Origin of the sequence: Brevibacterium ammoniilyticum (assembly GCF_038429965.1) — a bacterium.
GTDB classification, from domain to species: domain Bacteria; phylum Actinomycetota; class Actinomycetes; order Actinomycetales; family Brevibacteriaceae; genus Brevibacterium; species Brevibacterium ammoniilyticum.
This window is the reverse complement of sequence record NZ_BAABNP010000004.1, coordinates 1-24,385: the sequence shown is the minus strand read 5'-3', so window position 1 is coordinate 24,385 and position 24,385 is coordinate 1. Positions and strand designations below refer to the sequence as shown.

Annotated in this window: 16 protein-coding genes; 13 read left to right on the top strand and 3 right to left on the bottom strand. The window is 61.4% G+C overall.

Going from position 1 to position 24,385, the window contains the following annotated elements; translation table 11 throughout:
- The first annotated feature begins 115 nt into the window (after positions 1-115).
- Positions 116-862 (top strand): TetR/AcrR family transcriptional regulator, encoded by a 747-nt coding sequence (locus AAHA49_RS05750; RefSeq protein WP_342037552.1) that lies wholly within the window; start codon positions 116-118, stop codon positions 860-862.
- Between the two features lie 160 nt (positions 863-1,022).
- Here AAHA49_RS05750 and AAHA49_RS05745 read toward each other — a convergent pair whose 3' ends face one another.
- Entirely contained in the window at positions 1,023-1,394 is a 372-nt protein-coding gene (locus AAHA49_RS05745) for a DUF1844 domain-containing protein (RefSeq protein WP_193338688.1), read from the bottom strand.
- A 271-nt stretch (positions 1,395-1,665) separates the two neighbouring features.
- Between AAHA49_RS05745 and infC the strand changes: the two genes are divergently transcribed.
- The 6 genes from infC (at position 1,666) to AAHA49_RS05715 (ending at position 13,495) form a co-directional block, all read left to right on the top strand.
- Positions 1,666-2,346, top strand: a complete 681-nt coding sequence (gene infC / locus AAHA49_RS05740; RefSeq protein ID WP_193338712.1) for a translation initiation factor IF-3 — start codon at positions 1,666-1,668, stop codon at positions 2,344-2,346.
- Positions 2,347-2,443: 97 nt separating this feature from the next.
- Positions 2,444-2,650, top strand: coding sequence for a 50S ribosomal protein L35 (gene rpmI, locus AAHA49_RS05735; RefSeq protein ID WP_193338689.1), 207 nt, complete (start codon positions 2,444-2,446; stop codon positions 2,648-2,650).
- A gap of 106 nt (positions 2,651-2,756) precedes the next feature.
- Entirely contained in the window at positions 2,757-3,146 is a 390-nt protein-coding gene (gene rplT, locus AAHA49_RS05730; protein ID WP_009378556.1) for a 50S ribosomal protein L20, read from the top strand.
- A gap of 182 nt (positions 3,147-3,328) precedes the next feature.
- Complete coding sequence (locus tag AAHA49_RS05725; protein WP_342037551.1) at positions 3,329-4,150, top strand: TrmH family RNA methyltransferase; 822 nt, start codon at positions 3,329-3,331, stop codon at positions 4,148-4,150.
- 839 nt (positions 4,151-4,989) lie between these two features.
- Positions 4,990-12,636 (top strand): DUF4011 domain-containing protein, encoded by a 7,647-nt coding sequence (locus tag AAHA49_RS05720; protein ID WP_342037550.1) that lies wholly within the window; start codon positions 4,990-4,992, stop codon positions 12,634-12,636.
- Between the two features lie 199 nt (positions 12,637-12,835).
- Entirely contained in the window at positions 12,836-13,495 is a 660-nt protein-coding gene (locus AAHA49_RS05715; protein ID WP_342037549.1) for a pentapeptide repeat-containing protein, read from the top strand.
- A 61-nt stretch (positions 13,496-13,556) separates the two neighbouring features.
- Here the strand turns inward: AAHA49_RS05715 and AAHA49_RS05710 are convergent, their stop codons facing one another.
- Positions 13,557-15,206, bottom strand: coding sequence for an acetolactate synthase large subunit (locus tag AAHA49_RS05710; protein ID WP_342037548.1), 1,650 nt, complete (start codon positions 15,204-15,206; stop codon positions 13,557-13,559).
- 160 nt (positions 15,207-15,366) lie between these two features.
- On the opposite strand from AAHA49_RS05710, the gene pheS reads away from it, so the two are divergent.
- The 6 genes from pheS (at position 15,367) to AAHA49_RS05680 (ending at position 23,523) form a co-directional block, all read left to right on the top strand.
- A complete protein-coding gene (gene pheS, locus AAHA49_RS05705) occupies positions 15,367-16,410 on the top strand; it encodes a phenylalanine--tRNA ligase subunit alpha (RefSeq protein ID WP_342037547.1) in 1,044 nt (347 codons plus the stop codon).
- Positions 16,411-16,413: 3 nt separating this feature from the next.
- On the top strand, positions 16,414-18,990 hold the full coding sequence (gene pheT, locus AAHA49_RS05700; RefSeq protein ID WP_342037546.1) for a phenylalanine--tRNA ligase subunit beta: 2,577 nt from the start codon (positions 16,414-16,416) through the stop codon (positions 18,988-18,990).
- A 79-nt stretch (positions 18,991-19,069) separates the two neighbouring features.
- Positions 19,070-19,951 carry an SDR family NAD(P)-dependent oxidoreductase gene (locus AAHA49_RS05695; protein WP_342037545.1) on the top strand — a complete coding sequence of 294 codons (882 nt, stop codon included), beginning with the start codon at positions 19,070-19,072 and terminating at the stop codon, positions 19,949-19,951.
- 181 nt (positions 19,952-20,132) lie between these two features.
- Positions 20,133-22,412, top strand: coding sequence for an aminodeoxychorismate synthase component I (gene pabB, locus AAHA49_RS05690; RefSeq protein ID WP_342037544.1), 2,280 nt, complete (start codon positions 20,133-20,135; stop codon positions 22,410-22,412).
- Between the two features lie 86 nt (positions 22,413-22,498).
- Positions 22,499-22,993 carry a hypothetical protein gene (locus AAHA49_RS05685; protein ID WP_342037543.1) on the top strand — a complete coding sequence of 165 codons (495 nt, stop codon included), beginning with the start codon at positions 22,499-22,501 and terminating at the stop codon, positions 22,991-22,993.
- Positions 22,993-23,523 (top strand): hypothetical protein, encoded by a 531-nt coding sequence (locus tag AAHA49_RS05680; protein WP_342037542.1) that lies wholly within the window; start codon positions 22,993-22,995, stop codon positions 23,521-23,523. Before AAHA49_RS05685 ends, AAHA49_RS05680 begins: the two co-directional genes overlap by 1 nt.
- A 307-nt stretch (positions 23,524-23,830) precedes the next feature.
- Here AAHA49_RS05680 and AAHA49_RS05675 read toward each other — a convergent pair whose 3' ends face one another.
- Positions 23,831-24,118: a hypothetical protein gene (locus tag AAHA49_RS05675; RefSeq protein WP_342037541.1), complete on the bottom strand. Its 288-nt coding sequence runs from the start codon at positions 24,116-24,118 to the stop codon at positions 23,831-23,833.
- Positions 24,119-24,385: the final 267 nt, after the last annotated feature.

The window sequence follows — 24,385 nt, the reverse complement described above, 5'->3', positions numbered from 1 at the left end:
AGAACCGAGAGCACTGCTCTCTAGCGTGCTGATTCGAGAGTAGCGCCGCCGCACCGACAAAACAAGAGCAGTGCTCACATTCATCTGCGGTGCTCTCTCAACCTACGATGGACACATGGCTGACGAGACTGCGAAGACACCCCGACAGCGGGCCCGCGAGGAGACCGAGGCGCGGATCGTTGAGATCGGGAATCGGATGCTCGACGAGGACGGCGTCGACTCGCTGTCTCTGCGGGCGATCGCCCGGGAGCTCGGCATCGTCTCGAGTGCGGTCTACCGTTATGTGAGGACCCGTGACGAGCTGCTGACGATTCTCATCGCCGATGCCTTCACCTCGCTCGCGGACGCCGTCGACACGGCGCTCGGACAGGAGAAGTCGGTCGAAGCGCTCGGGCTGGCGATGCTCGCGTGGTCCCGAAGGTATCCGCAGCGCTGGGCGCTCATCTACGGCACCCCGATCGCCGCCTATCAGGCACCCCGCGAGGTCACCGTCGAACCCGGCACCCGCGTCATGGCCACCCTCGTTCAGCTTGTCGCCGCAGCAGGTTCCGGCGACCAGGCCGGAAGCGAATCCGGCGACCAGGCCGGGCCCGACTCCGGCACCGCTCCCGTTGACGACGCCGGTTCACGCCAGCCCGCTGCTGCAGCCTCACCGGAACTCTCGCCCGCCATCGCCCGCCTCGCAGCCGAACTCGAGACCCTCGGCCTCGACGTCGGGCCCGAGGCAACGATCGCCGCGATCACCGCGTGGGTCTCCATCATCGGACTCATCAGCTCGCTGCGCTTCGGGCAGTTCGGCCCCGGCTTCGACAACGTCGAGGACGACCTCATGACCTCGGTCGTCCGCCAGCTCGGGTGGTGACGGCACGGTCGCCCCACCTCGGCGAGGGCGCACGTGTTCCCGGCCTGGCGACCGTTGCCTCCGCCCCACCCCGGCAGGGGAGATCTCCGTGCCGGCGACGACCTTTCCATGAATGACGAACGGCCCCTGCCGAGAAGACAGGGGCCGTGACGCAGACGGGTCAGCGGACGGGGCCGGTGAACTTCTCTCCGGGCCCCTGGCCGGGCTCGTCGGGAATCGACGAAGCCTCGCGGAAGGCGAGCTGCAGGCTGCGCAGGCCATCGCGCAGCGGGCGGGCGTGATGGTCGCCGATGACGGTGGCGGCACCGGTGACGAGGCCGGCGAGGGCCGTGATGAGCTTGCGCGCCTCGTCGAGGTCGATGAGGTCGGCGGCGGACTGCTCAGGAGTGTCCTCGGCGAGGCCGACCTTGACGGCGGCTGCGGACATGAGATGGACGGCCGTGGACGTGATGATCTCGACGGCGGGCACCTCGGCGATGTCGCGGGTGACGTCGGCGACCGCCTCTGCGGCGTTGGGGTCTTGAGAGGTCATGGGACTACTCTGGCACATCCCGGCGTCCGGAGTGGCGGGAAGGGGTGCCGATGTGCGAAGAGTCATGAAGCGTAGTACACTTAATACGGTGCGAAGCGGAGTCTGACTCCCACCTGGATCGCGACGAGCGATCGGGTCCGAAGATCTACTGCAGGTCTCACCTCGATATTCATCGGGTTGAGTGCGGCGGATCGAGGTGTATTCACGGAAGATCCCATGGTCCTCATGGCCGCGGTGATCGTGTGTGCAGGCTCCCTTGGCATTCGTGTCGATGGGAGCCTTTTTCATTGCCGCGAAACCATTTGAGCTAAAAAGGAGTGAACACATCAGCGAGACGCGCATCAATGACCGGATTCGGGTTCCCGAGGTCCGGTTGGTCGGACCCAATGGTGAACAGGTCGGTATCGTTGCCATTCGCAAGGCACTCGATCTCGCCCGAGAGGCAGATCTCGATCTCGTCGAGGTCGCCCCGCAGGCGAAACCCCCCGTGGCCAAGCTCATGGACTACGGGAAGTACAAGTACGAATCTGCCCAGAAGGCCAGGGAAGCCCGGAAGAACCAGGCGAACACCGCGCTGAAGGAGATCCGCTTCCGTCTCAAGATCGACGAACACGATTACGAGACGAAGAAGGGTCACGTGACGCGGTTCCTGTCCGGCGGCGACAAGGTCAAGGTCATGATCATGTTCCGCGGGCGCGAGCAGTCCCGTCCCGAGATGGGCATCAAGCTGCTCAACCGTTTGGCCGAAGATGTGTCGGACCTCGGCACCGTCGAATCCGCCCCCCGGGTCGACGGCCGCAACATGGTGATGGTCATCGCTCCTCACAAGTCCAAATCCGACGCCAAGGCCGAAGCCCGCAAGGCATCCACCGATGCCAAGGGCCGCAGTCCTGAAGTGAAGTCCCGACGTGATCGAGTCGCTGCGGAGAAGAACGCAGCGCCCGAGGCGTGAGAAGTAGGTAACGAATCGCCGGATCCCCGTGATCCGGCGGGTGAAGTAGTTGTGGGCGCTTGAGCGCCTGCAGCGAAATGCAAAGGAGAACGGCACCATGCCGAAGCAGAAGACGAACAGCAGCGCCAAGAAGCGCATGCGTGTGACCGGCACTGGCAAGATCATGCGTGAAGGCGTGAACAACCAGCACAAGTTCGAGGGTAAGTCCTCGAGCCGCAAGCGTCGCGTCGGTACGGACCAGGTCCTCACCGGCGGCGACCGCGCCATGGCCCGCAAGCTTCTGGGCAAGCTCAAGGGACGCTGACCCCTCCGGGTCCGTGCGACCCTCAGTGTCTCAGTGACACCAGGGTCCACCTCAGCTTGAACCAGACTCCGGCACCGCCGGAAGAAACGAATCGAAGGAGTAACACGTGGCACGTGTGAAGAGGGCAGTCAACGCCCACAAGAAGCGCCGGGTCATCCTCGACCGGGCAAGCGGCTACCGCGGACAGCGCTCGCGCCTGTACCGCAAGGCCAAGGAACAGGTCATCCACTCGCTGGTCTACAGCTACCGTGACCGCCGCGCTCGCAAGGGTGACTTCCGTCGCCTCTGGATCCAGCGCATCAACGCCGGCGCCCGCGCCAACGGCATGACGTACAACCGCTTCATCCAGGGCCTCAAGGCCGCTGGCATCGAGGTCGACCGTCGCATGCTCGCCGAGCTCGCCGTCAACGACGCAGCGACCTTCGCCCACCTCGTCAAGGTGGCCAAGGACGCCCTCCCGACCGACGTCAACGCCGCGAAGACCCCGGCCGCCTGACGTCCGCTCGGACAGACTCTTCCACAGCGGCCCCGACCCGATCGTTCATGCGATCCGTCGGGGCCGCTGTCCTGTCCGGATCACCCAGCCGGGCGGTGGGTTCGCCAGTTCCGTTCGGACCAGCCCTGCCCCTCGACGCATCGCCCGCTCGACCGCACGATTCCTCGACCAGAAGGCCAGCCATGAAGCTTCCCGACGTCATCTCCTCGCCGAACTCCAAGCGCATCAGGAATGCGGCGAAGCTGCTCAACCGCCGAGGTCGTCGCGCCGCCGGCATGTTCCTCGCCGAAGGTCCCCAGGCCGTCCGCGAGGCGTTGGCCACCGAGGGTGCCGTCGATGAGCTCTTCCTCACCGAGGCGGCCGCCGAGTCCCACCCCGAGTTCGTCGCCGCCGCTACCGGCGGGCGGGTCTTCCTGTCGATCGTCTCCGAGGAGGTGCTCACCGAGCTCGCCTCGACCGTGAACTCCCAGGGCGTCGTCGCCGTGTGCCGCACCCTCGACGTCGATCTCACCGAGGTCGTGACGAAGGACGCGCAGCTCATCGTCGTCCTCTCCCAAGTCCGCGACCCGGGGAATGCCGGCACGATCATCCGCCTCGCCGATGCCGCTGGTGCCGATGCCGTCGTGCTCACTTCATCGAGCGTCGACGTCTACAACGACAAGACCGTCCGCTCGACCGCCGGTTCTCTCTTCCACATTCCCGTCGTCATCGGCGTCGGCCTGCCCGAGGTGACCGAGCTCGCCCGTGCCCGCGGACTCCAGGTGCTCGCCGCCGACGGCAACGACGCCGCCCACGACCTCCATCATCCGTGGGAGTCCGGTCTCGACCTCTCCGCCCGCACCGCGTGGGTCTTCGGCAACGAGGCCTGGGGGATGCGGCCGGAGGACCTCGAGGTCACCGACGCCTCGGTGGCCGTGCCGATCTACGGCCAGGCCGAGAGCCTCAACCTCGCCACCGCCGCCGGCATCTGCATCTACGAGACTGCGCGCAACCAGCGGATGTAGCGGGGGAGATTCCGAAAGTTCTCGGCAGTGTCGGTACGTGTGGCCGGAGAGAGTCGGCCTGATTCCCACGAGTCCCATTTGGGTCTAAGCCCCAGTCGAATGATGGTTCGGGAAGGGCCCATTTTTTGAACTTCTCGATGTCCGAAGCGGCTCAGAACACGAAAGCGGTGGACGCTCCGTCGACATATTGCAGCGGTCCTGTGCGGTGCGCTCGAAACTGATGGTCCAGCGCTTGTAGCGCCTGGTCAGCAGCCCGGAATGGCTTCTTCGTCGTCTGCCAAACAATTTTGCCAGCATCTGCTTTACGGTTTCGCGGCCGTCTACTTTACGGTTATACAGTCGACAGGTTAGCAACTGCTCCTTCGCAGCTAGGACAGTCGCTACCCCGGGGAATGAGACGCCGGTCGCACTGAGCAGCCGAATCGTCAGTTCACCCCATAGGTACCTCGACCTACTTCGAGACTTGACGCGCCGGATGCTTCCGCCCATGCGAACAACGGTTCGCGTCAACTATGTCGGGCAACGTAACAACGCCAGGCCGCGGTCACCGCGTCGACCCAGGCGGATTGGGTGCACCCGCGACGACGTCACGACCTGAGCGACTCGAGATCGATCATCGGTCGCTTGCCCAGGGCAGCCTCGACGGTAACAGTCTTGAGAGATCTTCGAAGGGCTTGACTTCACCGGCCTCGACCGGCCGGGGCTGTCGCTTGAGGGTTCCAGGGGCAGACAGCCGGCCGATCGGTACTACGCTTGTGTCCTCAGTGGTCTAATCTAGGAAGACGACGGAGAGCTCGCAGTGTTCCGCCTTGCGAACATGAGTCTGAGGGGAGCATGGATTGGTAGCTGAAGGATTCGTGGTTTTCGATCTCGAGACGACGGGGTTCAACGCGAGCCGGACCGACAGGATCGTCGAGATTGGCGTCGTCCACATGAACCGTCTGGGAGAGGTAACCCATCGCTGGGACACACTGATCAATCCCAATCGAGACCTCGGTCCGACGCGAATCCACGGGATCCGCGGCGCCGACGTCGCTTCAGCGCCGTTGTTCGAAGACATTTCAGATGACCTTCGATCACTTATGGCCAACCGTGTGCCGGTAGCGCACAATGCGGTATTCGACACACGCTTTCTCGAAGAGGAGTGGAAACGGGCGCGACTTGCTCAGGGTGCCGATTTTGCCGTGGATGCTCTGTGTACGATGCAGCTTGCGTCCCGCTTGCTACCTGGTACGGGCAGGAGCTTGTCTGACTGCTGCGCAGCATTCGACATTAGAATCGAAAGGGCCCACAGCGCCTTGGCTGATGCTGATGCCACTGCGGCTCTGTTGGCTCAGTTTCTTCAAATGTCGGAAACTGAGCCGCTCTGGAACACCGCATTGCAGAGGGGATTCGACCCCGCAGGTATTCGACTCGCCGGTCGGCGGCTAGACCCGGTCTCCCGCCAGGCGTCAACCTCGACTGCAGTGTCACTGGAAGCGTCGACTCGGCGATGGGACAAAATCGTGTCCTCTCTGCCTGAGAGCGAGGATGTCACCGAAGCTGAACGTAACTACCTTGCGCTGCTAGATCGTTGCCTCAGCGACTTCGAAATCACGACCGCAGAGCTCGGCGAGCTCGGATTACTGGCGTCCGAATCTGGGCTGGACCGCAAGAAGCGACGTGAACTCGAATCGGCGTACTTCGAACAAATGGTTGCTGTCGCGGCCGCCGACGGACACATCTGCGAGGACGAACGCCACGCAATCGAATCGCTTGGCCATGCGTTGGGTATTGGTGACCAGCGGGTGCAAACTTCGTTGGCGCTTCGAGACAGAATCTCACAGGTAGGCGACGACGCTGGCGAAAGCACGCAGGCGGAATCGGTGACGATCGCTCCAGGCTCAATGGTCGTACTCACCGGTGACATGGAACGGCCTCGTTCAGAGTGGGCTGACCGTCTTGTCACGGCCGGCTTCACTGTCCATCCTGCAGTAACTAAAAGAGTCGACCTAGTAGTCGCAGAAGACCTCAATTCCTTGTCAGGTAAGGCACGAAAAGCCAGATCGTACGGGATCCCCATTATTTCGGAGAAGCAGATGGAACAGTACCTTTCCGCTGGCCAGTCACCTCTGCCAGACGCATCCACCCCACGGCCACTCGATCCAGCGTTGCAGGCAGAGCCCGTGATCGATGCCGATGTTGCCAGCAAAGTACGTGAGGAACAATTGCTTCGCGAGTTTGCATCGGAGCTTCCCGGAAGTCTCAAAGGGATCGAACATGAGACCCTGTCCGTCGGAGGTCTGAGTGTCATCATTTTCTACCGCCGTGAGCTCAACTATGCGTTGGTCCACAATCGCGTCGGTATACTCGCAGGGATCGGAATTACGGCGGAGGAGCCACACGAAGGAGGCGGCTTTTCGGCCCAAGAAGGCGGCGCACGGACTCTGAGTAGACTCACTGCGAGACTGCGTTCGAATCGGTTCAACAACGACAATGTGCTCACGGTTGCGCCCATTCGCATCGAACCTGGCCAGAAACATTGGATCGACCAGAGAACTCTGAACTGGGACCTCAATACCGACGCGTTCTTGAGTCTTGACGAATCTGTGCCTGAATCCCTAGACATCGACGTAGATGTCGAGGGCCATCGTATGGAACGAACACTCAATCTTCGCATGCTCGCTCACGATCAGTGGACTCCACGAAGCGTACCTGAGACCATCACGGCGTTCGTCCGACCTCGATCTGAAGCGGTAGGCGAGGTGCTCTCAGCAGCAGCAGATTTGCTCGAAGAGCGAACCGGAGATCCGTCGCTTGCCGGATATCAGCTGGGATCTGACAGGGTTATTGCCACGGCCGAAGCCATTTACGATTCGATCAAACGCCTTGGCATCAGATATTCCGAGCCGCCCGCATCCTTCGAGTCAGAGGGGCAGAAGGTTCGAACGTCAGACGTGGTGAGTTCTGCGAAGTTCGGAACTTGTCTAGATCTCGCGGTGTTCTTCGCCGCTGCGCTTGAGGAAGCAGGGATACAGCCGTTCATCATGTTTCCTCCCGGGCACGCCTTAGTCGGCTTTGCCATCAAAGAAATCGCGACGGAGTCGGCAATCGTCGATGAGGGAACAATCACGAACCTCTTCGGCAGCAAAGTGTTCATACCCATTGAAACCACCGCTGCGACTGCTGGTAAGGATCTTGCCTTCCACGATGCTGCAGACTCAGGTTTCGAAGTCAGCGACTTCGGACGAAATGTGGAGTTCGTGGTTAACGTCGCTGCGTCTCATCGTCGGATTATGCCGCTCCCAACGATAGTGAGGCTCGACGGAGTGCCGACGTTAGTTCATGTCGAGGAACAGAAGTCCACAAAGCAAAAGTATGTTGACTTCAGTACCAGCACTCCGCATTCCGAAAACACGCGGCTCAACCTCAAGACGTCGGATTCGCCGAGGCGGGTGCAAAGGTGGCAGTCCGAACTGTTGGATCTCTCACTGCGCAACCCGTTGCTCAAACTCGCCAAGAATCGTGGCATCAAGATTCTTTTGCCCGAACATGATCTTCCTGAGTTGGAAGATCGCTTGGCACAGAACGAACCTGTCGAGCTGACTCCGGACAACGTGGTGGAGCCGATCGACCTCGAACAAGGAATTCGGTCGGCCGGAGAGTACTCCCCGACCAAGCTCTCCCGGTTATTCACGGAGGAACGGCGAGTCTTCGTCAAATCGTCAAGCGGTAGGGCCTTGACGAAACTAACTTCCCTGCGCCGAGAAGCGAGGAGTATTCAAGAGGAGACCGGCGCGAACGCTCTCTACCTCAGCATCGGACTTCTGAGGTGGCCGCTCAGCGGCTCCGGTTCCATGAAGAAGGAGGCATTAAGTCCCTTATTCCTGCTGCCAGTGGAGTTGACGGGCAACACGTCGAGGCCCTATTCGATACGGGTCGAGCCGAACAGCGAGCTTAAGCCGAACCATTGTCTAATCGAGAAAATACGGATAGAGCATGGTGTGAGCTTGCCGCAACTCATCGAGCCGCCTTCGGATCACAACGGTATTGACGTGGAGAGAGTCTTCGTCGAACTGCGACACACCTTTCTCGAGCTTGGCCTGCCGTTCTCGATTGAACCTGAGGCGCGATTGGCGATCATCAAATTCTCTAGTCTCGATATGTGGCGCGATGTCAGCGAGAATTGGCGCGCGCTGATGGGTAACCGCCTGGTCGAACACCTGGTTAACAACTCTGGCGATCTCATCGACTTACGCTCGGCCTCTCCTTCTGTTTCGCCTGAAGACGAGGTATCCCGCTTTCTTCCCCTACCTGCGGATGGTACGCAGTTGGAGGCTATTATCGCTTCTTCGGAGGCGGAAAGTTTTGTGCTTGAAGGTCCTCCTGGAACTGGCAAATCTCAGACGATCACGAACATGATTGCGGATGGTCTTGCACGTGAACGTACGGTTCTGTTCGTGGCCGAGAAGCAAGCCGCACTCTCCGTGGTCTTCGACCGTCTCAAGCGAGTCGGACTCAAGCCGCTTGTGCTCAATGTTCACGGGAATAATCAGACCGTGAATTCAGTTCGCGAACAATTGAAGTCAGCTCTGCAGGCCAAGCGCACTCCGAACCGAGCACTGCTCGACGCCAAGCGTGAACGACTGAAGACGATCATCTCTGCCTTGCAGAAGTACCCGGAATCAGTGCATTCACAGGCCCACCACGGCGATTCCGTTTGGGAGAGTTTTCAGCGTTGCGCGGTTCTCGAACGTGAATATCCCGCGGAAAGCCAATGGGATCCAGAAGAGGTCGATGTCTCACCGCAACTGAGCACGATGGAATCCACGACGATCGAAGAGCTGAGCTCTGCTCTCAACTCCGCAGTGTCGCAGTCTCGGGGACGTCAACTGCCGGAGGAATGGAATCTTATCGGCCCAGTATTCGATCCTCGCGCAAGCACAGAGAATCCGACCAAGAGATCGGGGACCTCCACGAAGCAGCTGGTCGATTCCATACGCCGGCTCATCCTAGCCTTCGAGCAGCTTCCAGAGGAACTGCGCGAGCTCATGGATCGATTCTCGCCGAAACAACTCCGGCTCCTGCGAAATTGGATCACTGATCTCGACGATCAGTTTGCCGTGATCCCGAGCTGGTTGAACTTCCCTACGGACACTGTGGACCGTGCGCAGGCGAAACTGCAAGCCCTGCAGGATTTCAAGTCACGTTGGTGGCGGTTCGCTTCGTCGATTGCGCCAGGCGCGTCGAATGCTTCGGCCGATGCCCTGCTCCGCGAATACGAGGAGTCACGGCGTGCGGGTATCCTCAGCCGGAAGAGACTGGTGCGGCTTTCGCTGGAGAAGATCCTTGCGAACTTCAATGTTGAGTATGCCGCGGAAGTCGAACAAGACCCGATCAGACATTTGACACAGCTTCGAGAATTCCAACAGAGCCAGCATTCGATCCGACAACAATTGGCTTCGGTCTCGGGGATTCAACGCGGTCAGCCTCTGTTCGATTCAGAACTCGAGAAGGAGCTTGGCGCCAATCTAGACAAGGCGCGGACCTTTCTCCGTCATGCGACGATTCTGCGGGAGCTTCTTGCGGCAGCGCCCGCTGATATTGAACTCATCGACCATCTCGGTGCTCACTTCCACCTGAGCGCGATCGGCGAGAGATCCAACACGCTGGCCTCGCGGTGGACGGAGTTTGAAGAGGCATGGCAGGGCGTCGTCACTGCCGCCGCCGCGACCCAGGACAGTCTGAATCGATGGTTGGCAGGCAGTTCGCTGCTCCAGCGCATCAGCGCGTGCCTCGACCGGTGGGGAGCGGATCTTTCCGACCCGGCTTCTATCAACACGCTTGAGCGACTCTTCCGAAGGCATGCTTTGCTCGAACGGCTTCGCGCACTGGGCCTCCAGCAGGCGGCCAACGATATCGATAACGGAAAGTCTCCCCAATTCTTTGCCGAGGCTGCGATTCTTGCGGTCAGCCGTCATCGCCTGGCTGTGCTCATGCGGGAATCGGATCTCGAGGTCTTCGACAGTGCAGCCCATATGCGTCTGGTTGCCGACTACGTCCGCGTGTCCCACGATCTCAGAGAGATTGTCCGGACCGAGTTGCCGGCGCAACTCTTGGATCGGAAGAAGAGCTTCTCCGCTAGCGTTGGACTCCGCAAGCAACTCGATCGCAAACGCGGCGGTTCGATCCGCGCCCTGTTCAAGGATTATGGAACCGAGATCATGAAGATCACTCCGGTGGTGCTCATGAGCCCGTCCAGCGTCGCTCGCTCATTGCCGATCGATTCAGTTCGTTTCGACACAGTCGTCTTTGATGAAGCTTCCCAAGTGACTGTCGCGGATGCAGTTGGTGCGATCGGGCGGGGGGAAGCCGTTGTCATTGTGGGCGATTCCCAACAGATGCCGCCATCGAATACCTTCAATGCCGGCGCGCCTGGCGACGAGGACGATAATCTGGCTGAAGACCTCTCTGACGCATCGTTGAACCTTCTCCCGAGGTCACACGAATCCGAGAGTCTGCTGGGAAGTGACGATTCAGATACGATGGAAGACGATTCTGGGATCACGCTTGCCACGACAGTCGACCAGGAATCGATCCTCACAGAGGCCGTCAATAGTGGGCTTCCCCGAAGGTGGCTCCAGTGGCATTACCGGTCTCAACACGATAGCCTGATCAGTTTTTCGAACGCGAAGTACTATGAAGGAAAGCTTCAGGTATTTCCGGCCCCACCAGAGTCCGATCCCATGCTCGGGGTCAGCGCCCGATTTGTAGGTGGAGTTTATGACCGGGGGAAGACTCGGACCAATCGTGCGGAAGCGGATGCTGTCGTTGCCGAAATTGAGAAGCTCATCTCCCAGGACAGCAACGCGTCGATCGGCGTGATTACATTCAATACTCAGCAGCAGGATCTGATTCTCGACCTTCTGGAGGGCTCGGACAGCAACGAAGTGAGGAAGTCACTCGAGCGCGTCGATGAACCCGTGTTCGTCAAGAATTTGGAAAGTGTGCAGGGCGATGAGCGAGACGCCATTCTCTTCTCGGTCGCTTTTGCGAAAGATCAGGAGACCGGAAAGCTCAACCAGAATTTCGGTCCATTGAACAATGCTGGTGGAGAGCGAAGGCTGAATGTTGCTATCACTCGAGCACGCAAATCTGTCACACTGTTCACTTCGCTGACCTCTGAGGACATTGACCCGGGCAGGACCAAGTCGCAGGGATTGATCGATCTGAGAGAATACTTGGCAGCGGCGGAACGGCAAGAAGCGTTTGCGGGGACCGATCTGGAGCTCCAAGCCCGCCACGATGAGTTTAGAGATCAAGTGGCGGAAGAGCTGAAAGCACAGGGATTCGAAGTAGTCACTGATATCGGAACCTCAGATTTCCGTGTCGAACTTGCCGCGCGAGGAAGTGCGCAAAGCGGATGGGTGGCAATCATTCTCGATTCTCCCGAATGGGCAGCCAGACGAATTACGTCAGATCGGGAATCGTTGCCCACCACCATCCTTGAAGGCATCATGGGTTGGGATGGCACGGCCTTGATTCTTCTTGCCGATTGGATCAACGACCGTACCCGAGTCATCGATGGGCTCCGGGTGAAATTGAACTCTCACGCTCGTACAGAGCCCGCTAATGTCACTGAAACCATCCTTGAATTGCCCGAGCTTTCGATTCGTGAAGGCAAAGTCGTCGGTGGCGGGGAACCTGAAGAACTGAATTTCGATGAAGAGTTGGATCAGTTGCTCAAATCCTCCGCTCCGGCCGAAGGCGTTGATAGTTCTGCTGAAGCAGCGGCTGAAGAACCGACTAACAGGGTCAGGAGCTTGTCGGAGCCGGCGGGTATGCCATCGCCGGTGACTTCGTCCGGTGCCGATATCGTCGGATCTCCGGCTTCTGTGCGGAGCGAAGAGGTCGAATTCGCTCAACAGGAAATCGACCGATCTGGCGAATACGAGTTCATTGCGGCTGACCGAGAACAGGTCGGTGAGACTGTAGTTCTGGACAATCCGAAAATTGCCAGTCACCGGTTGCTCATTCAGACGGCGTTGGAGGAGGTCATCGCGACAGAGGGGCCGATCGAGACCAGTCGCGCGGCCCGCATCGTCGGCAACCGCTTCGGTCTGAGCAGGGTCAGCGAGTCAAGGAAGAGGTCAATTCTTTCGCTCTCTCAAAGAAGACCTGTCAAAGACGGGGTTTTCGGAGACTACTTCTGGCCCGATGAACTCAGCCCGGACACGTACACCGGCTATCGAGTCAGCCCTGACCGTACTGAGAATCGAATCGTCACCGAGATCGGGAAAGTGGAGATTGGGAACGCCATGTTAAGCGTTATGTCTCAGCTACAGGAGCTTGACTCTGAAAACCTCATTCGTCAGACGATGGATATCTTCGGCTGGACGCGCAAGGGGAAGGTGATCCTCGAACGACTGACTGCAGTTCTGGAGTGGCTGACTGATTCGGGAAGGCTCGAGACCACACCCGAGGGCAACGTGCGCATGGCGAAGTGAGTTTTTTGCCTGAAACCGTAACGTCGATAAGCGGAATGCTGCACTATTCGGGGCATTGGAGTGATGTCGGCCACTGCTTTTCGCGTGGAGTTCGGTGAGTTGACTGCCAACGTTTCAAACGAACCAGGTGAATGCGGCGCACGTGATCACGATGCCAGTCCGGCCTCGCCGTGTCACCCCGAGTGGATAGTCTGCACCCGTGACGACTGCCGTACCGAAGCCGCCGACCATCGACCATGCGAACCTGGCAGAGGGTTTCCTCGGCGACATCGGTCCTGAGGAGTTCCTCGAAGGATTCGACTTCACCGAACTCGACCTCGCCGAGGTGGATGCGAGAGGCTCGACGTTCCTCGACTCAGCGCTCACCCGGGTGACCTTCGGCGACGCGGAGGTGCACGCCGACTTCACGGGCGTGCGACTCTCCGGCGTCCGCCTCGTCGACTCCCGTGCCGACACCCTGACGATGCCGCGAGCGAATGTCCTCCACACACAGATCAGTGGTTGCCGGATCGGGGCCGGCGTGTGCTTCGACAGTGTGTGGGAGAAGGTCGTCATCGAGAACTGCCGGATCTCCTACCTCAATCTCCGCTCGGCGAAGCTCACCGATGTCGAGTTCCGCGGATGCACGATCGACGAACTCGACCTCGGCGCGGGTACGGCCAAGCGCGTCGCGTTCCCGGAGACGACGATCGCCGACCTCCAGTTCGAAGGGGCAAACCTCGGCAGCGTCGACCTGCGCGGACTCGCGCCTCGGCGGATCTCCGGCATCCACTCGCTCAAGGGCGCGACGATCGACGAACAGCAGCTCATGGTCTTCGCCGACCTCTTCGCCCGCGAACTCGGGATCACCGTCGAATAGGAGGATGGGACGATAACTGGCGGCCGCCTCGGCGAGGGACTGGACGACGGACAGGAACGACCTACCGGTCGCGCAGCTCCTCGATGAGGACGCGGACGTTCTCCGTGTAGTCGATGGGGGAGACGATGACCTGGACGCCGCCCTCGGTGAACGCGTCCTCGAACGCGTCGTGGAGGTCGTCGATGTCCTCGACGCGCCGACCCTTCGCCCCGTACGACTCGGCGTAGGCGACGAAATCGGGATTGCCGAACGTCATCCCATAGTCCGGCAGACCGTCGACGGCCTGCTTCCACCGGATCATCCCGTACGCGTTGTCCTCGAGGATGAGCACGACGAGGTCGAGGCCGAGGCGCACCGCGGTCTCCATCTCCTGACTGTTCATCATGAACCCGCCGTCGCCGCAGATTGCCATGACCCGGCACTCGGGATGCGTGAGCTTCGCCCCGATCGCCGAGGGCAGACCCGCCCCCATCGTCGCCAGCGCATTGTCGAGCAGCACGGTGTTCGCCCTGGTGGTGCGGTAATTGCGGGCGAACCAGATCTTGTACATCCCGTTGTCGAGCGCGAGGATCCCATCGACGGGCATGACCCGGCGGACCTCATGGACGATCCGCTGCGGTGTGAACCGCTCCTCGAGCGAACCCTCCTCGATCTTCGCAAGGATCTCCTCCCGCATCGGCAGCAGCGCCCCGGCGTTGGGGACCTGCCCTTCGAGCATGTCGCCGAGGCGCATGAGCGTGGGCCCGAGATCGCCGACCGCCTCGTACTGGGGGAAGTAGACCTGCTCGACGACTGCGGGCCGGAACCCGAGGTGGACGACGGTGGGTCCGTGCTCGCTCATCGTGAACGGCGGCTTCTCCGTCGTGTCATGGCCGATCGTGACGATGACATCGGCCTGTTCGATCGCGTCATGGACGTAGTCGCGCTCCGTCAGCGCCGCCGTGCCCATATAGAGGCCGGTCGAGCCCGACACCGTGCCCTTGCCCATCTGGGTGGTGACATAGGGGATGCCGACGCGGGGGACGAACTCGGCCAGCGGCCAACTGCAGTCTGCCCGGGAGGCGTCGGCGCCGAGCACGAGCAGCGGTCGCTTCGCGTTGCGGATGACCTCGGCCGCGGCGATGAGCGAATCGTTCGACGGGGTGGGCCGCTGGATCGGGTGCGGAGGAATGAGGTCGTAGTGGGCGACGAGAGAGCCGGCGACATCCTCGGGGAGTTCGAGATGGACAGGACCGGGACGTTCGTCGACGGCGACACGGAAAGCTTCGCGGACCATGGTGGGGATCATCCGCGGCGACATGATCTGGTGCGTCGACTTCGTCAGCGGGCCCATCGCGGCGACGGTGTTGACGATCTGGAAGCGGGCCTGCTCGGCGGAGAGGATGCCCTTCTGCCCGGTGATCATCACCATCGGCATCCCACCCAGCTGCGCGTACGCAGCCCCGGTCGCGAGGTTGAGGGCACCGGGGCCCAGCGTCGTCAGACACACTCCCGGGCGTCCCGTGAGGCGACCGTACGTGGCGGCCATGAACGCGGCGGCCTGCTCGTGTCGGGTGATGACGAGTTCGATGCTCGACCGTCTCAGGGAGTCGAGGAAGTCGAGGTTCTCCTCGCCCGGGATCCCGAAGATCCGTTCGACGCCCTCGTTCTCGAGGGCACGGACCATGACATCGGACGCTTTGACTGGGGCAACGCTCTCATTCGTCGTCATTCTCCGACAGTAACCCCTGTGGCCGTTCGAGGCACTGACTTCTCGGTCACAGGACGACCGCCCGACCCGGTTAAGCAGAGGCGATAGACTGATCTGCGGCAGAGAGGCGTTCGCCTGACCAGACGAATGCCGTGATCACAGCAGCCGACGAAGGACATCGATGACAGATCAGCTCGACCCCTTGGACGAGACAGCCGTGCAGGCTGCCGTGGACACGGCACTGACCGCATTCGCGGACGCCGCGACCCTTGAGGACCTCAAGACGGCGAAGATCGACTTCATGGGCGACAAGGCCCCGCTGGCGCTGGCGAACCGGGCGATCGGCAGCCTCGACAAGGCCGACAAGGCCGCCGCCGGCAAGATCGTCGGCAAGGCCCGCGGTCTGGTGAAGAAGGCCCACGACGACCGTCTGGCCGAACTCGAAGCCGAACGCGATGCCGCCGTCCTCGTCGAGGAGTCCATCGACGTCACCCTGCCCAGCGACCGGCGCGGCCTCGGCGCTCGCCACCCGCTCGCCCTCATCCAGGAACAGGCTGCGGACTACTTCATCGGCCTCGGCTGGGAGGTCGCCGAGGGCCCGGAGATCGAAGCCGAATGGCTCAACTTCGATGCGCTGAACTTCGGCCCCGACCATCCGGCCCGGCAGATGCAGGACACGTTCTTCGTCGATCCGCCCGAAGCCGGCCTCGTCCTGCGCACCCACACCTCACCTGTACAGTCGCGGTCCCTGCTCGAACGCGGCGTGCCCCTCTACGTCGTGTGCCCCGGCAAGACGTTCCGCACCGACGAGCTCGACGCCACCCACACCCCGGTCTTCCACCAGATCGAAGGCATCGCCATCGACAAGGGCCTGACCATGGCGAATCTCCAGGGCACCCTCGACGGGTTCGCCCGCGAGATGTTCGGCCCCGAGTCGCGGACCCGTCTGCGCCCCAGCTTCTTCCCGTTCACCGAACCGAGCGCGGAGATGGACTTTTGGTTCCCCAACAAGGTCGGCGGGCCGGGCTGGATCGAATGGGGCGGCTGCGGCATGGTCCATCCCAATGTGCTCCGCGCCGCCGGCATCGACCCCGAGGTCTACCAGGGCTTCGCCTTCGGCATGGGCATCGAGCGCACGCTCATGCTCCGCGAGGGCATCAATGACATGCACGACATGGTCGAAGGCGATGTGCGCTTCTCGGCCCGTTTCGGAATGAAGGCTTGATACATGCGCGTCCCACTCTCCTGGCTGGCTGACTACGTCGACTACCCGGCCGACACCGACCCGCACGCCCTCGCCGCGCAGTTCGCCGCGATCGGACTCGAAGAGGAGGACTTCTTCGGCGCCGAGGTGTCCGGACCCCTCGTCGTCGGCCGTGTCCTCGACCTCGTCAAGGAAGAGCACAAGAACGGTAAGACGGTGAACTGGTGCCGTGTCGACGTCGGACCCGAGCACAACGAGGCCGCCGACGACCCGAAGGACCCTCAGCCCGGTGAGGAGCGTCCGAGCCGCGGCATCATCTGCGGTGCCCACAACTTCGCACCCGGCGACCTCGTCGTCGTGTGTCTGCCCGGCGCCGTCCTGCCCGGTGACTTCCACATCGCCGCCCGCAAGACCTACGGTCACACTTCGGACGGGATGATCTGCTCGACCGCTGAGCTCGGCCTCGGCGACGATCACGGCGGCATCATCGTGCTCACCGACTTCGGTCTCACCGGCGAGCCCGGTGACGACGCGATCGCCCTCCTCGGCCTCGACGACGTCACCCTCGATGTCAACGTCACCCCCGACCGCGGCTACCAGCTCTCGATGCGCGGCATCGCCCGTGAGTACGCTCAGATGAAGGGCCAGACGTTCACCGACTTCGGCAGCCCCGCAGTCGCCGAGGTGAACGCCCCCACCGCTGACGGCTTCCCTGTCGCCATCGACGACGTCCGTCCCATCGACGACGTGCCCGGCTGCGACGTCTTCACGGCACTCCAGGTCACCGGCATCGACCCGACCAGAGCGACCCCGTACTGGATGCGCCACCGCCTCCTCGAGGCGGGCATGCGCCCGATCAGCCTCACCGTCGACATCACGAACTACGTCATGCTCGAACTCGGGCAGCCGCTGCACGCCTACGACACGGCGCTGCTCGGTGAGGAGATCGTCGTCCGTCGCGCCGAGGCGGGGGAGACGTTCACGACTCTCGACGACGTCGAGCGCACCCTCGACGCCGAGGACCTCCTCATCACCGACCGCAGTGCGGACGGGTCGTCGAAGATCATCGGCCTCGCCGGAGTCATGGGTGGTGCCGCCGTCGAGGTGAGCGACCAGACGACCGACGTCGTCATCGAGGCAGCCCACTTCGACCCGATCTCGATCGCGCGCACCTCGCGCCGGCACAAGCTCTCCTCGGAGGCCTCCCGTCGCTTCGAACGCGGTGTCGACCCGACGCTCGGACCGGTCGCGGCCAGGCGCTGCGCGGATCTCCTCGTCGACCTCGCGGGCGGCACGCTCAGTGCTGCGACCACGCAGATCGGTGAGGCTCCCGCCCCGACGGTCATCGACCTCGCCGTGGATCGGGTGTCCTCGGTCGTCGGTGTCGACTACACCCCCGCCGAGGTGGTGTCCCTCCTCGAGGGCATCGGCGCCGACGTCGACGACCTCGGTGTTGGGGTCCTGCGTGTCACGGTGCCGAGCTGGCGTCCCGATCTCACCGCGGACATCGACCTCGTCGAGGAGGTCGCCCGCACCGACGGCTACGACCGGATTCCCTCGATCCAGCCGGCCGCCCGTGCCGGCTCCGGACTCACCGAAGCGCAGCGGGCCCGGCGTCGGATCTCGAACCTGCTCACCGCGGACGGGTTCACGGAGGTCTACAGCTACCCGTTCACCTCGGCGAAGCGCGATGACGACCTGCGGCTCGAGTCCGACGATCCGCGCCGCCAGCACATCCGGCTCGCGAACCCGATGTCCGAGGATCTGCCGCTCATGCGCACGACCCTGCTCTCGACGCTGCTCGATGTTGCGGTGCGCAACTTCGGCCGCGGAGCCAAGGACGTCGCGCTCTTCGAGGCCGGGCTCGTCTCGACCGCGGTGGGTCTGCCGGGCAAGCCGGGACCGCGGTTCCTGCCGGGCTACCATCCCACCGAGGCTGAGCTCGAGGAGATCTACGCCTCGGTGCCGGCTCAGCCGTACCATTTCGCCGGTGTCGTCGCCGGTCACGTCGAGTTCCCTGGGCTCTGGGGCAAGGGCCGTCGCGCGGAAGCGACCGACGTCATCGACATCGTCCGCCGGATCGCTGCGATCAGCGGTGTCGGAGTGAGCGTCGCAGCCGAACGGGGTGCTCCGTGGCATCCGGGTCGGGCGGCGACGTTCACGCTTGCTGACGGTGAGGTGCTCGGTTCCGCCGGTGAGCTGCACCCGAAGGTGTGCGAGAACCTCGGACTGCCGGCCCGTACGGTCGCCTTCGAGATCGACCTCGACGCCCTGCTCGCGCAGACTGACCTGCGGACCTGGGACGGCGCGCTGTCGACGTACCCGGTGTCCCGTCAGGATGTCGCGCTCGTCGTCGATGAGGATCTGCCTGCGCAGACGCTCGAGGCGACGCTCGTCGAGGGAGCGGGTGCGGATCTCGAGGGCATTGAGATCTTCGACCTCTACACCGGCGACCAGCTGCCCGAGGGCAAGAAGTCGCTCGCGTTCCGTCTGACCTTCCGGGCGTCGGATCGCACGCTCAAGGCCGATGAGGCCTCGGCGATGCGTGAGGCGGCGACGGCCTTGGCCGCCGAACGCCACGGAGCGGTCGTCCGAGGCTGAACCGTCCGCGTGCCGGTCGACCTGTAGGGTCGGCCGGCTGACCTGTCCGATCGACCGCTGACCCTGAGGAGTCCCGACCATGAGTGAGAAGCTTCCCTACGGCACGCACCTGCCTGCCGGTGACGGCGCCGCTGAGGCGACCGCGGTCCCGGCGGAGACGATCGCGCTCATCACCGGTGGGGCTCGCGGCATCGGCCGGCACCTCGCCGAGGCGTTCTCCCGTGCCAGTTATCGGGTCGTCGTCACCGCGACTTCGGCGATCAAAGCACGGGAGGCCGCAGCGGAGATCGCCGGGGCGACTGGCGGGAAGGCGACCGGGCTCGGGCTCACAGTCGACGATGCGGGTTCGGTGGCCGAGCTCAAGGCCGCGGTCACCGGGCTGGAGGCGGAGACCGGACAGCGGCTGCAGGTGCTCGTCAACAATGCCGGGCGAATCGAGTCGACGGAGGGGCCGCTGTGGGACGCCGACCCGGAGAGCCTCGCGGGGGTCGTCGGGGCGAACGTCCTCGGTGTCGCGCTCATGGTCAACGCGTTCGCGCCCGTCCTCATCGCCGCCGCCGAGGCGACCGGGCGTCCCAGCCGCATCATCGACCTCAACTCGGGGTCGGGGGCGACGGGGACGCCGGCGTACGCGGTGTATTCAGCGTCGAAGGCGTCGCTTTTCCGGATCGCCGATTCCGTCGTCCACTTCGGACACGATCGGGGTCTGCGGATCTTCGAGATGGCGCCCGGCGTCGTCGAGACCGCAATGACGAAGTCGATGCCCGTCCACGACTTCCGCACCGAGGGCGACTGGACGACACCGGAGCAGGTCACGGGTTTGGCCTTGGCTTTGGCGTCGGGTTCGCTCGATGCGTTCACCGGCCGGTACATCCGTGCCGGTGCCGACACCGAGGAGTCCCTCCGCGCCGAGGCGGCGGCAGGATTGTCGGACTCGACCCGTCGGCTCGTCCTCGGCTGACTTGGCTCCACCCGTGACCGCAGAGACCGCAGTGACTGCAGTGCCCGCGTCGACCGGAGTGACCGCATCGACCGCATCGACCGTGCCGCAGCCGGCTTCGCGGGGAGAATCTCAGCAACCCTCCGGTCGCTCAGCAACCCCGCGCCAGGTTGCCCAGCGTCCGGAAGGTAGCTCGAATCCGGTGCGCACGCTGCTCATCGACAACGCTGACTCGTTCACGTTCAACCTCTTCCATCTCCTCGCCGAGGTGAACGGCTGTGAGCCGGTCGTGGTGCCAAATGATTGGGCTGAGTATTCGCTGGCGGCTCTCGACGAGTTCGACAATGTCGTCATCTCTCCAGGACCAGGGACTCCTGTCGAGCCGGAGGACTTCGGGATCTGTGCGGATGTCATCGCGCATGCGGAGATTCCAGTGCTTGGTGTGTGTCTCGGGCATCAGGGGATCGCGTACGTCCACGGCGGGGCGATCGCGCACGCACCTGAGCCTCGGCACGGTCGGGTCTCGGAGATTTCGCATTCGGGGTCGGATCTTTTCGAGGGGCTGCCGTCGCCGTTCGTGGCCGCGCGGTATCACTCGTTGGCTGTTGCCGAGCTGCCGTCGAGCCTAGAGCCGACTGCGTGGTCGGACGACGGTATGCTCATGGGTCTCGCCCATACGACGTTGCCGCAATGGGGTGTGCAGTTCCATCCGGAGTCGATCGCGACGGAGCATGCGGCCGAGTTGCTGCGGAACTTCCGGCGGATGACGGAGGAATGGTGGGCTGGACAGGATTCGCCGCGCACCAGTAGACGCACCAGTAGACAGAGCCTGTCGCATGATTTTCGTCCGTCCTCCGGAGAGCGCTTCGTTCGCAACGAAGAAGTCGAGGACGTTGCTGGCGGCGTCGGCGACTCGGCAGTCCATGAGCAGCGGACGGTGACATTGCACGCGCGAGAACTGCCATTGAGGGTCTCATCCTCCGACGTCTTCACCGCACTGTTCGCCGATGAACCTGAGGCGGTGTGGCTCGACGGCAACATGCCGGGGCATCCGGATTCGCGGTTCTCGATCATGGGTGCGCCGACCGGACCTCTCAGTCGAGTGGTTACAGCAGACGTCCCCGCGGGGACGGTTGAGGTGAGGTCAACCGACGAGACGGAGACTCTTCACTCCGGGTTCTTTGATTGGCTCAACGCTGACCTCCAAGCGACTGAGCTGGTGCAATCGCCGGAAGTTGCCGAGCTGCCATTCGCTTTCCGACTCGGATGGGTCGGCTATCTCGGGTACGAGCTCAAAGCCGAGGTCGGTTCGCCGGGGAAGCACGCGTCCGAGCACCCGGATGCGCTGATGATGTTCTTGGACAGGGCTCTCGTCGTCGATCATGAAGAAGGGAGTGTCTACCTCCTGGCTCTCAGTAGCGAAGGCGTGACTGAGGATGACTGTGGAGCGTGGCTCGACGAGACCACTCGCCGGGTCGATGCGATCGAGTTAGATCTGGACACGGCTAAGCCAGACTCCATGGCGGCAGGACCAGCAGTACGCAGCCGTGAATCGGAAACGCTGACGGACTTTCCTCCGGAGCTGCAAGCACGGCATTCGCGAACTGAGTATCTCGACCTCATTGCGGAAGCACAGCGACTCATCAATGACGGTGAGACGTACGAAGTATGTCTGACAAACATGATCGAAATGCCGTGGACTCGAGACGTGTTAGAGACATACGGGGATTTGAGACGAGACAACCCCACACCGTTCGGAGCATTCCTCAAGTCGCCCAAGGTGAACGTGCTCAGTACGTCGCCGGAGCGGTTTGTGCGGATCTCAGCGAATGGAGTAGCTGAGTCGAAGCCGATCAAGGGAACGCGACCGCGGGGGAGTACCACCGAGGAAGACGAAGCACTGAAGGCTGACCTGCATTCGTCGGTGAAGGATCGGTCGGAGAATCTCATGATCGTCGATCTGGTTCGTCACGATCTCGGCGTGACAGCCGAAGTCGGCTCGGTCGAGGTCGCAAAGCTCTTCGATGTCGAGACGTACGCGACGGTCCATCAGCTCGTCTCGACGGTTCGCTCTCAGTTGCGGGAAACGGCCACGCCAGTTGGATGCATCCGAGCAGCATTCCCACCAGGCTCAATGACCGGCGCGCCCAAGCACCGCACAATGTCGATCATCGACGACCTCGAACAGGGTCCCCGCGGTGTCTACAGCGGAGCAATCGGCTTCTTCTCTCTCGACGGTGCCGTAGACGTCAGCGTCCTCATCCGGACTGCGGTACTCTTCGGAGACTCGTTATCGTATGGAGCAGGAGGTGCCATCGTTGCATTGTCGAATTCCCTCGAAGAGTGTGAAGAAGTAGAGATAAAGGTCCGGCCACTGCATCTGGCAGCTAGACAGGCAGGCAACAAATCGGTGGAGCCGCAAGTACGCGGCCAGCGTGATACCGAGCTGGTTCCAACATTGGTCTCTCACACAGAAGATTGAGAGAGCTCGAGCGAAAATTTACCGGATCGACGAGCTGCGGTGTGGTTAGAATAGACCGTCCTAGACACTGTCCCGAAGGGGGCGAGATGAACAGCACCGAAGATCGGCAAGGGGAGCGCAACCTATCCGGGAACTCCTCTGCAGTTGGATGGAACCTCGTGGGGTCCGTTGAACAACAATCAAATCAGCTATCCCATATTGTGTCAGACCATTATCAGGACGAGCAGGTCACCAACCTGCTCAACGAGTACAGGGGCCGTCGGAGACGGCAATTATTGTGGTTGTATGCAATAGTTTTGATTCTATTTATCGGTATAATATTGCTAATATTGTTCGTTTGGATAATCGCTCCAAATAAATTTGCAGACGATAATGAAGACTGGTCCATTTTAATTTCAGTAATGTTGGGCATTTATGGTGTGCTATTTTCACTCTATGTCTGGCAGACTAGTCGAAACTTAAAGTTAGAGAGAAAAATCGACAAGCTCGCTGAGCATAGGAATTTCCGGACTGGAGGTATGCTATTCCGGCACGGCGCTGACGGAAGCATACATGTCGTGAATGAAAGACGAGACGTTTGATGGATGCTTCGCGACAAAACTCCGATGTCGATGAGGGGTCAATTCCGATTGAAAATTCCAATTCTGAAATTGAATTGGAAGAGGTCGATGAAGGGGATTACGCATTCATTGAAGAGGCTTTTAAATTACGGACTGAGATTGAGTTGCGATCGAAGGGCCGATTAAAGGTCACTCCGGAAGTCGTTGCTGAAATATCATCCATCCGCGAAAGTTTGAAAAAGGAGATCATTCGATTAGCAATCTTGCGTTCGCGAACTCACAAGAAGGATGCGTATTTACTTAAGGAGGATGTCGAATGGGCTCATAAGCACCTGGTGACTGGTGGAAGTAGCTCTCTGCTTTCTGTCTTCACTACTACTGGCGGAGGTCTCTTAGTCGGTGCAGGACTGCCTTTGCTGGTGAAAGCTGCTACCGCCGCTAACGGCATGGGCATTAGCCCCGCCGAGGTCGGGTGGGGTACAGTGTTGACGATTCTGGGACTGGTATTCCTTGGGTTTGGCTTTATTACGGCGGCTAGAAGAGCGTCTTAACTTTCGGGCCAAGCGATTGTCTTAAAAGTTTGTAGTTATAAACTCGACGTAAATGAACTTAGCTGACCGTTTATTGATCATTCTTAAATTTAGTATGGGAATGAACGGTGATTCTTGAGGGAGATATCTGACCAGTTTGCCTAAGATCGTCTACTATGCCTAAGATCGTCTACGAAAGCACCTTGCGGCTGGTGCGACTAGCGAACGACAAAGGGAACATCAAAACTGCGTATCCAATCACAACTGACGCCACAGTTCCCATGATCGAAATAGCAAACAGGTTCTGATCAATGACATTCTGCGCGTATCAAGATAGTCCTGCGTCGAGTTGCTGGCCGCGCAACTCCGCGAAAATTCTGGACCGCTTGGTAAAGATTCCCCACGCGATCACGCCTGCGAGGGTCGCGCCGAAGGATCTAGTGATTTTGAGGAATAGATCCCACCTTTCGGCTCGATCGGTCGTCGCCAGATACAACGCGACTGCAGCCGATGCTGCTCCGACCACGATGATGTCGAAATGCGAGAAATCTCCACTTGAACGCGGCTTCCCGCCTCGCGGCGGGAAGTAGCGATCGCGGATGTCGACAGTGTACACTCGCCGAGATCGAGTTGAGGCTCGAAGAAATCGTTGACTGTGCGGCGGCAAAGATCGCCGCAACGAGCAGACCTAAGATCCCGGCGGGAAGCACGTTGACCGCGAAGTACGGCACAATCGGCGATTTGTTGAAGCCGACCGGAAACGCATCAGCGTACTGGTAGTAACTGTAGAGCACGGTGGCGATGGGCTGTGTCAAGTTTCGTAGACGATCTCTTTGTGGATCAGGCGGCGATCGCGGCCTGAAGGGTGTAGTCGGCGCGCGCT

Excerpts from the sequence above, each read along its gene's own strand:
- rpmI (WP_193338689.1), top strand. The coding sequence starts at position 2,444 with ATGCCGAAGCAGAAGACGAACAGCAGCGCCAAGAAGCGCATGCGTGTG.
- AAHA49_RS05745 (WP_193338688.1), bottom strand. The coding sequence starts at position 1,394 with ATGACCTCTCAAGACCCCAACGCCGCAGAGGCGGTCGCCGACGTCACC.
- AAHA49_RS05725 (WP_342037551.1), top strand. The coding sequence starts at position 3,329 with ATGAAGCTTCCCGACGTCATCTCCTCGCCGAACTCCAAGCGCATCAGG.
- AAHA49_RS05680 (WP_342037542.1), top strand. The coding sequence starts at position 22,993 with ATGGATGCTTCGCGACAAAACTCCGATGTCGATGAGGGGTCAATTCCG.
- AAHA49_RS05685 (WP_342037543.1), top strand. The coding sequence starts at position 22,499 with ATGAACAGCACCGAAGATCGGCAAGGGGAGCGCAACCTATCCGGGAAC.
- AAHA49_RS05710 (WP_342037548.1), bottom strand. The coding sequence starts at position 15,206 with ATGACGACGAATGAGAGCGTTGCCCCAGTCAAAGCGTCCGATGTCATG.
- pheS (WP_342037547.1), top strand. The coding sequence starts at position 15,367 with ATGACAGATCAGCTCGACCCCTTGGACGAGACAGCCGTGCAGGCTGCC.
- pheT (WP_342037546.1), top strand. The coding sequence starts at position 16,414 with ATGCGCGTCCCACTCTCCTGGCTGGCTGACTACGTCGACTACCCGGCC.
- infC (WP_193338712.1), top strand. The coding sequence starts at position 1,666 with ATGGGAGCCTTTTTCATTGCCGCGAAACCATTTGAGCTAAAAAGGAGT.
- AAHA49_RS05750 (WP_342037552.1), top strand. The coding sequence starts at position 116 with ATGGCTGACGAGACTGCGAAGACACCCCGACAGCGGGCCCGCGAGGAG.
- AAHA49_RS05695 (WP_342037545.1), top strand. The coding sequence starts at position 19,070 with ATGAGTGAGAAGCTTCCCTACGGCACGCACCTGCCTGCCGGTGACGGC.